This is a genomic window from Actinocrinis sp., assembly GCF_035946395.1.
Classification (GTDB): domain Bacteria; phylum Actinomycetota; class Actinomycetes; order Streptomycetales; family Catenulisporaceae; genus Actinocrinis.
On the sequence record NZ_DASYZI010000437.1, the window covers coordinates 1 to 6100 of the forward strand.

Genomic DNA, 6100 nt, shown 5'->3' on the forward strand with positions numbered 1-6100 from the left:
GTAGGGCTCGCGGTGGGCGTGGTGGACGCCGAAGAGTATTTCGCGCTGGTCAAGACGCTGCGGGAGACCGGCATCAGCCATCCGCGGCGGTTCATCCGCGAGCTCGCCGCCTCCAGTACCTTCGCCACCGGCCTGGAGCCCGGTATCGGCTATCGCGATTACCTGGGCCCCGCGCTGGAGACGATCCGCTCGGCCGCCGCGATTGTCGAGCGCGAGGCGCCGGGGGAACTGGACGCGTTCCGCGCGCTGCTGGCACAGATCGCCACGGCCGTGGCTGACGCCAATGCCGAAGGCGGCTTCTTCGGCCTAGGCGCCCAGCGCCGCACGCCCGAGGAAGCCGCCGCCATCGAGCAGGTCAACAAGGCCAGCGGGCTGAGCGACGCGGGCCGGACCGCGTGAGCGCGTCATCGTCCTGCGGCACCGACACGGCGACACTGCCGGACGGCGGATGAGCGCGTCCCTGCTGGCGACCGCAGTGCTCGCCTTCGCCGTCACCACCATCGACGACCTAGTCGTGCTCAGTGCCTTGTTCATCGCGCGCCGCGCCACCGGGCTGCCGCGCGCCCGCGCGATCGTCGCCGGGCAGTACACCGGGTTCGCGGTCATCCTCGCTCTCTCCTTGGCCGCGGCGACCGGGTTGCGGATCGTGCCGGATCGGTGGGTCGGGCTGCTCGGTCTGGTCCCGGTCGGCTTGGGCGTGTGGCAACTGTGGCGCCTGCGCGGTGCCGAGCGTGAATCCCGGGCCCCGCTGGCGAGCACCGTGACCAGGATCGCGGCCATCACGCTGGCGGGCGGCGCCGACAACATCAGCGTGTTCACGCCGCTGTTCCGCGCTCTGCACGTGGCCGGCTCCCTGCTGGCCGCTGGCGTGTTCCTGGTCATGATCGCCCTGTGGTGCGCCGCTGGGGCGCTGCTGGCAGACCGCACGCCGCTCACCACAGCGCTCGGGCGCGCCACCGACTATCTGGTGCCTGTGGTGTTCATCGCGGTCGGCGTGCTCATCCTGATCACCACTGGCACAATCACCATGATCCAACAAAGCCTGTAGGAGCTGACGCCCCCGCAGCTTCTCGGTCAACAACACGCGGCACTCCCGGCCGCAACTCTGTCACCTACGCGTTGCGGGCGCGTGTCACCATTCCGGCTGCGGGACGTTCATGCACGCTTTGGAATTATCGCCGTTGGTCAGCAGCGAACTGCTCAGCGGTGACGACGCCACGGCCGTGGGCGCGGGGGTCGCGCCGCAGCCAGTGCGGCCAGTGCGTGTGCGGCCAGCATCCCACCGGCGTACGGGGCAAACAGCCCCATCGTGCCCTGGCTCGGGCACATGCTCGCCGCATCCATGCCCGGCATCGGCTGCATCGCCGCGCACGCACTGGGCACCGCGGTGCTCCCACCGGTCTGCTGGACAGCGTCGAACCACACGTGCAAAGCGCCCTGCACCGCCATCATCGAGGCGGTGATCGAGGCCAGGCCACGCTCACGGCCCGCGGCAGCTCGCCCGAGCGCGAATACCATGGCCAGCGCGCCGACGCTCGCACCCAGCGGTATTGCGCCCGGGGACATCAGGCGGTGCGCGCTCTCGGCCAGCGCCACGCACACCGCGGCGAATATCGCAGCGCGTAGCGTAGGTAACACCGGCCGACCGTCCATGACGGCGCCCACCTTTCCACCCCGTCCGCAGTGCACGACACCCGGGCGGCGCACCGCTGGGCAGGGGCGCCTTTAGACCGACCGGTGAGACGAGCCGCGCGTCTCGGAGCCCTGAATCGGTGCGTAGCATCCGCGCACGCGTGGCCCAGAACGACGTTGAGTCCCACTCGCGCACGGCGGGTGGTCCGTGCGCGTCGGCGTGGCAACCCGGCCACGTAGATGCCTTATGAGATATTTTGCCCATGAACGAGGATATGGGCCTGGTGCCGGTGGCGATTTTCTGCGGGAACTGCGACTGTGGGTGCCCTGCGGTGGCGGTGGATCCGTCCGCGCCCGTCGAGCAGCGCGTGGTGGTCACTGATGACTTCGGGCAGCGGGTGCAGATGAGCGCCGAGCAGTTGCGGGACCTGATCGAGCAGGCCCGCGCCGGCTCGCTGGACCAGGCTCTGTCCGCCGCCCTCGGCTAGGCCGGGTGCCTACGCCAGCAGAATGATCCCCATCAGCAGCGTCATCACCAGCTCACACGCATGGCCGAGCGGGCGTGACGCGAGGACTGAAGCAGCAGGTGCGCCGCTCGGTGCCGCGGTGGCGCGGGTCAGGCCGACTCCGAGCACCAGCACCGCGAGCCACACGTAGGCCAGCGCGAGCATTCCGGGGACAGTGGGCACCTGACCCATCGTCATCCCGGCCATGCGCGCACCGCCAGTACTCGGGCGTGCGAGCATCCAGATCATCACCAGCGACAGCGCCACGTGGTGCGCCGCACTCCCGTACGCGGCGGGCCGTGCGCGCCACCAGGTGAACAGAACCCCCGCGGGCAGCACGGCGCCGACTGTAAACAGGACGACGAGCAACGCGACCGGTGCCCGCAGCGGCAACAGACTCACGGCCATCCCCGCTGCCATCGCCGCGTGACTCAGCTCTCCGGCACGGCCGTTACGTCCGCAGGCGCACACACGGCCGCGACGGGTAGCGGCGAAGTCTGCCCACACCGCCGCGAGTGCCCGCATTGCCAGGGCGAGCAGGATCGCCGCGCTCGACCACGCGACGAAGGGGGTGAGAAGCGGCATTGATCGCACCTCCTGGGCAGGCACCTGCACGGACCATGCCCAGAGCACTGGCGTAGCGGAGCCTGGCGCAGGCCGGAGCGAAGAGGCACTCGACGGCGCACCCGACCCTTCGGCGCAAAGCAGCGTGTACCTACGCGCTCTTCGCTCCTCACCCTGCCCGGGTGATAGTCACCCGCCGACGCCTTGGAGTGAGGAGGCGCAAATCCACCACGCGGGCACCGGTCTTGCGCTGACAGCGCGAGTACAAGGCTTTGCGGCGGCCAAGTCCTTCGATCTCGTCGGCCGCCGGACCGCCGCAGCCCCGCGCCAGGCGCCTATGCCTGGTCGCTCTGCGAGACCTGCCAGCGGTGTTCGACCCGTGCGATCTTCCAGTACGCGATCGCGACCGCCCACACCACGACGAACACGGCGACGATGACGAACCCGACGTTATTGAGGTTCAGATTCGAGATCCAGTCGGTGACCGGGTTGACGAACCCCAGCCGGTCGTGTGCCACACCGATCAACTCGATGCTGCCGATGACCAACGCGACCGCGACGGAGAGCCCGGTGATGGCCAGGTTGTAGTAGACCTTGCGGATCGGGTTGGAGAACGCCCAGTGGTAGGCGAAGTTCATGAAGGTGCCGTCCAGCGTGTCGAACAGCGACATGCCCGCCGCGAAAAGCAGCGGCAGGCACAGGACCGCGAACCAAGGCAGCCCCGCGGCGGCGGTCGAGCCGGCGAGCGCGAGCAGCAACACCTCGGTCGCCGTGTCGAAGCCGATACCGAACAGCAGCCCGACCGGGTACATCTGCCCTGGCCGGGTGATCGACTTGGTCAGGCGCCCGAGGATGCGGTTCAGAAAGCCGCGCTTGTCCAGGTGCTCGGCGAGCATGGCCTCATCGAACCGGCCACTGCGCATCCCTCGATACACCTTGGCGATCCCGACGAGCGCGGCCAGGTTCAGGATCCCGATCAGGTAGAGAAAACCGCCCGAAGCGCTGGTGGACACCACCTCAAGGGTCCGGCGCGCCGAGGAGCCGTCAGTCGTGAGCGAGGCGACCTGCCGGGTGCCCGCCGCGATCCCCACCGCGAGCAGCACCACGATCGTCGAGTGCCCGAGCGCGAACCAGAACCCGACCGAGACCGGACGCCTGCCGTCGGCCATCAGCTTGCGGGTGGTGTTGTCGATCGCCGCGATGTGGTCGGCGTCGAAGGCATGCCGCATCCCCAACGTGTACGCGGTCACTCCCAGGCCGAACCCGAAAACCTGCCTATCCACGGTGTAGTGATGCGGGGCGATCAGCAGCACCAGGATCCCGAACGCCGCCGCATGCAACGCCCCGATCACCGCGATCAGCCCGGCGAACCGGGTCCAGTCCGCACGCTGCCAGCGCGCGCCGGTGGGAGCAACGGGAAAGGAAACGATTTCGGGCACGCTCACGCGGACCGCCTCCAGCACCTCGTGGATGGTCGACAACGGTGCCGTGGCCGGTCTCCTGGCTGACGGGTCCAGCGCGCCCGCTCCGCCTTCCCGGACACCCGCAGACGTCCAGTGGCTCCCTCCCGCAGGAGGGGTGGAACGTGCACTTCCCGATCACAGTGGCGAGGGCCGCCCCGGTCTCACACCGGTCTTCCCGAACACCACGACCAGGTCACCGTAGCGACAACGCGCATCCACTGCAAGACTCATCATTCCTGCAGGTGTTGCTCACGAGGCGCGCACGAACGCCACAATGGTCGGCATGCACCTGGTCCCGGCCGAACATGCCCACCGCCACCCGATCGACGAACATCGCGTTTGCGAAGCAATCGAAGCGATCGGCGAAACGCAGCGCGTCGAACAGTGGGCCGGGCGCTTCGCCCTGCTCGCCGACCCCGGACGACTACGCCTGCTGCTCGCGATCGCCGCCTGCCCCGAGATCAGTGTCACCGACCTGGCGATCGCCGCCGCAATGAACGACACTGCGGTCTCCCAGGCACTGCGCCTGCTGCGCGTCGCCGACGCCGTCACCGCCCGCAAAGACGGCCGCGTCATGCGCTACCAGATCAGCGACCCAACCATCAGCGCACTGCTCACCCAGATCCGCCCAAGCCCACAACCCGCCCGCGCCCAGCACAACGCACATCCTTGAGCGAACCTACCGGCCGCAACGCTCAGCTCACACTTGCGAATACAGATTCCTGCGAAAGTCTGTCCCTAACATGTTGCGACAGATCTGGACCGGATGAAGGAGGCGATCCAGCTGTTGCCGGACCCGCCGCCGAGTCCGTACAGGCCGGTGATCCGCAGGAAGCGGCGCGTCGGCGGCGCCGGGCCCGTCTTGCCGCCGGCATCCTCGCACGGTCTCGGGGTGGGCTGACCACCAAGGTCACCTGGCAGCCGACGGTCGGTGCCGACCACTGTCGGTGAAGATCACCGCAGGCCAGCACAGGGACAGTCCGGAGTTCACTGCGGTGCTGGAACGGTTCTCGGCGCGGGACTCGCGCGGCGGCCCGGCCCGGTGTCGGCCGCGCGGAGTTGGCCGACCGGGCGTACTGCTCGAAGGTGAACCGGGCCTACCTGCGCCACTGCGGGATGACGCGGTTATCCCGCAGAAGACCGACCAGGCCGCCGCCCGCAAGCGCAAAGGCTCCGAAGGCAGCAGGCCCTCCGGCCACGACGCCGAACTGCATAAGGCCCGCTACACCATCGAGCGCTGCGTGGGCAGGCTCAAGCAGCGGCTCGGCACCGCCACACGCACTGACAAGCCCAGCGAAAGCCACGAAGCCGGACCGCTACCGGCAAGCGTCTGACTTAGATCGCAGCACATGGCGCATGCCTCAACACGACCTAGCAGTCGCGCAGTTCAGGCGACTGGTTGAGGATTTGGGAGCGCTGTGAGGTGAAGTCGCGGTAGGTCTCTGAGCCCTCAGTGCCGGGGCGGAAGACGGCAACACGGTGGCAGTTCTGGAAAGCCAGGCGCACGCCGAAGTGCTCTTCCAGGGAGCCTCGGATGGCGTTGCTCGCCAGGGCACGCAGCAGCTGGCCGCGTTCGACCTCGGAGGGCGGCGGAGTGAGGTTGTCGGCGAACGGACGGTCGGCGTGGGGTACGTTCAGGTCCTTCGCCAGCGTGGCGATCAGGTCGTAGGCGTACGGCAGCGAGGCGCGCACGGTGTCGAGGAATGCGGCGGGGTTCACGGAGCCGGCTTGGGCTTGGGTGAGCAGTTCGGGGGCGACGTCGAGAGACATGCGTGTCCTGTCTTTCCGGGGTGTCGGGTGTGATGGATCAGGCGGTGAGCAGGCTCAGCGCGCGGGGGCCGTGTTTGAACTCGGGGTCGATCTGGGTCCTCAGGTCAGCGCCGGCGGCTTTGCTGGCCCAGGCGTCGGCGTTGCGCAGGTGGAAGTCGATCGCCT

8 protein-coding genes, 1 pseudogene and 1 riboswitch are annotated in these 6100 nt (G+C 68.7%); of the genes and pseudogenes, 5 read left to right on the top strand and 4 right to left on the bottom strand.

Translation table 11 applies throughout. From position 1 onward, the window contains the following. Positions 1-399: pseudogene (locus VGS97_RS27450) on the top strand (hypothetical protein); the annotation flags it as partial. Between the two features lie 49 nt (positions 400-448). Next, on the top strand, positions 449-1048 hold the full coding sequence (locus VGS97_RS27455) for a cadmium resistance transporter (protein ID WP_326856570.1): 600 nt from the start codon (positions 449-451) through the stop codon (positions 1046-1048). Positions 1049-1200: 152 nt separating this feature from the next. On the opposite strand, the gene VGS97_RS27460 is transcribed toward VGS97_RS27455, so the two are convergent. After that, on the bottom strand, positions 1201-1653 hold the full coding sequence (locus VGS97_RS27460; protein WP_326856571.1) for a hypothetical protein: 453 nt from the start codon (positions 1651-1653) through the stop codon (positions 1201-1203). A gap of 242 nt (positions 1654-1895) precedes the next feature. Between VGS97_RS27460 and VGS97_RS27465 the strand changes: the two genes are divergently transcribed. Then, positions 1896-2120 carry a hypothetical protein gene (locus VGS97_RS27465; RefSeq protein ID WP_326856572.1) on the top strand — a complete coding sequence of 75 codons (225 nt, stop codon included), beginning with the start codon at positions 1896-1898 and terminating at the stop codon, positions 2118-2120. Between the two features lie 9 nt (positions 2121-2129). Here VGS97_RS27465 and VGS97_RS27470 read toward each other — a convergent pair whose 3' ends face one another. Beyond that, on the bottom strand, positions 2130-2723 hold the full coding sequence (locus tag VGS97_RS27470) for a DUF5134 domain-containing protein (protein WP_326856573.1): 594 nt from the start codon (positions 2721-2723) through the stop codon (positions 2130-2132). Between the two features lie 314 nt (positions 2724-3037). Beyond that, positions 3038-4147, bottom strand: a complete 1110-nt coding sequence (locus tag VGS97_RS27475) for a HoxN/HupN/NixA family nickel/cobalt transporter (RefSeq protein ID WP_326856574.1) — start codon at positions 4145-4147, stop codon at positions 3038-3040. Between the two features lie 28 nt (positions 4148-4175). Next, positions 4176-4367, bottom strand: a riboswitch (cobalamin riboswitch). Positions 4368-4448: 81 nt separating this feature from the next. On the opposite strand from VGS97_RS27475, the gene VGS97_RS27480 reads away from it, so the two are divergent. After that, a complete protein-coding gene (locus VGS97_RS27480; RefSeq protein ID WP_326856575.1) occupies positions 4449-4838 on the top strand; it encodes a metalloregulator ArsR/SmtB family transcription factor in 390 nt (129 codons plus the stop codon). Positions 4839-5112: 274 nt separating this feature from the next. Further along, entirely contained in the window at positions 5113-5499 is a 387-nt protein-coding gene (locus VGS97_RS27485) for a hypothetical protein (RefSeq protein WP_326856576.1), read from the top strand. Between the two features lie 37 nt (positions 5500-5536). Here VGS97_RS27485 and VGS97_RS27490 read toward each other — a convergent pair whose 3' ends face one another. After that, entirely contained in the window at positions 5537-5935 is a 399-nt protein-coding gene (locus tag VGS97_RS27490) for an SCO5389 family protein (protein ID WP_326856577.1), read from the bottom strand. Between the last annotated feature and the right edge of the window lie 165 nt (positions 5936-6100).

Excerpts from the sequence above, each read along its gene's own strand:
- VGS97_RS27480 (WP_326856575.1), top strand. The coding sequence starts at position 4,449 with ATGCACCTGGTCCCGGCCGAACATGCCCACCGCCACCCGATCGACGAA.
- VGS97_RS27455 (WP_326856570.1), top strand. The coding sequence starts at position 449 with ATGAGCGCGTCCCTGCTGGCGACCGCAGTGCTCGCCTTCGCCGTCACC.
- VGS97_RS27470 (WP_326856573.1), bottom strand. The coding sequence starts at position 2,723 with ATGCCGCTTCTCACCCCCTTCGTCGCGTGGTCGAGCGCGGCGATCCTG.
- VGS97_RS27465 (WP_326856572.1), top strand. The coding sequence starts at position 1,896 with ATGAACGAGGATATGGGCCTGGTGCCGGTGGCGATTTTCTGCGGGAAC.
- VGS97_RS27490 (WP_326856577.1), bottom strand. The coding sequence starts at position 5,935 with ATGTCTCTCGACGTCGCCCCCGAACTGCTCACCCAAGCCCAAGCCGGC.
- VGS97_RS27460 (WP_326856571.1), bottom strand. The coding sequence starts at position 1,653 with ATGGACGGTCGGCCGGTGTTACCTACGCTACGCGCTGCGATATTCGCC.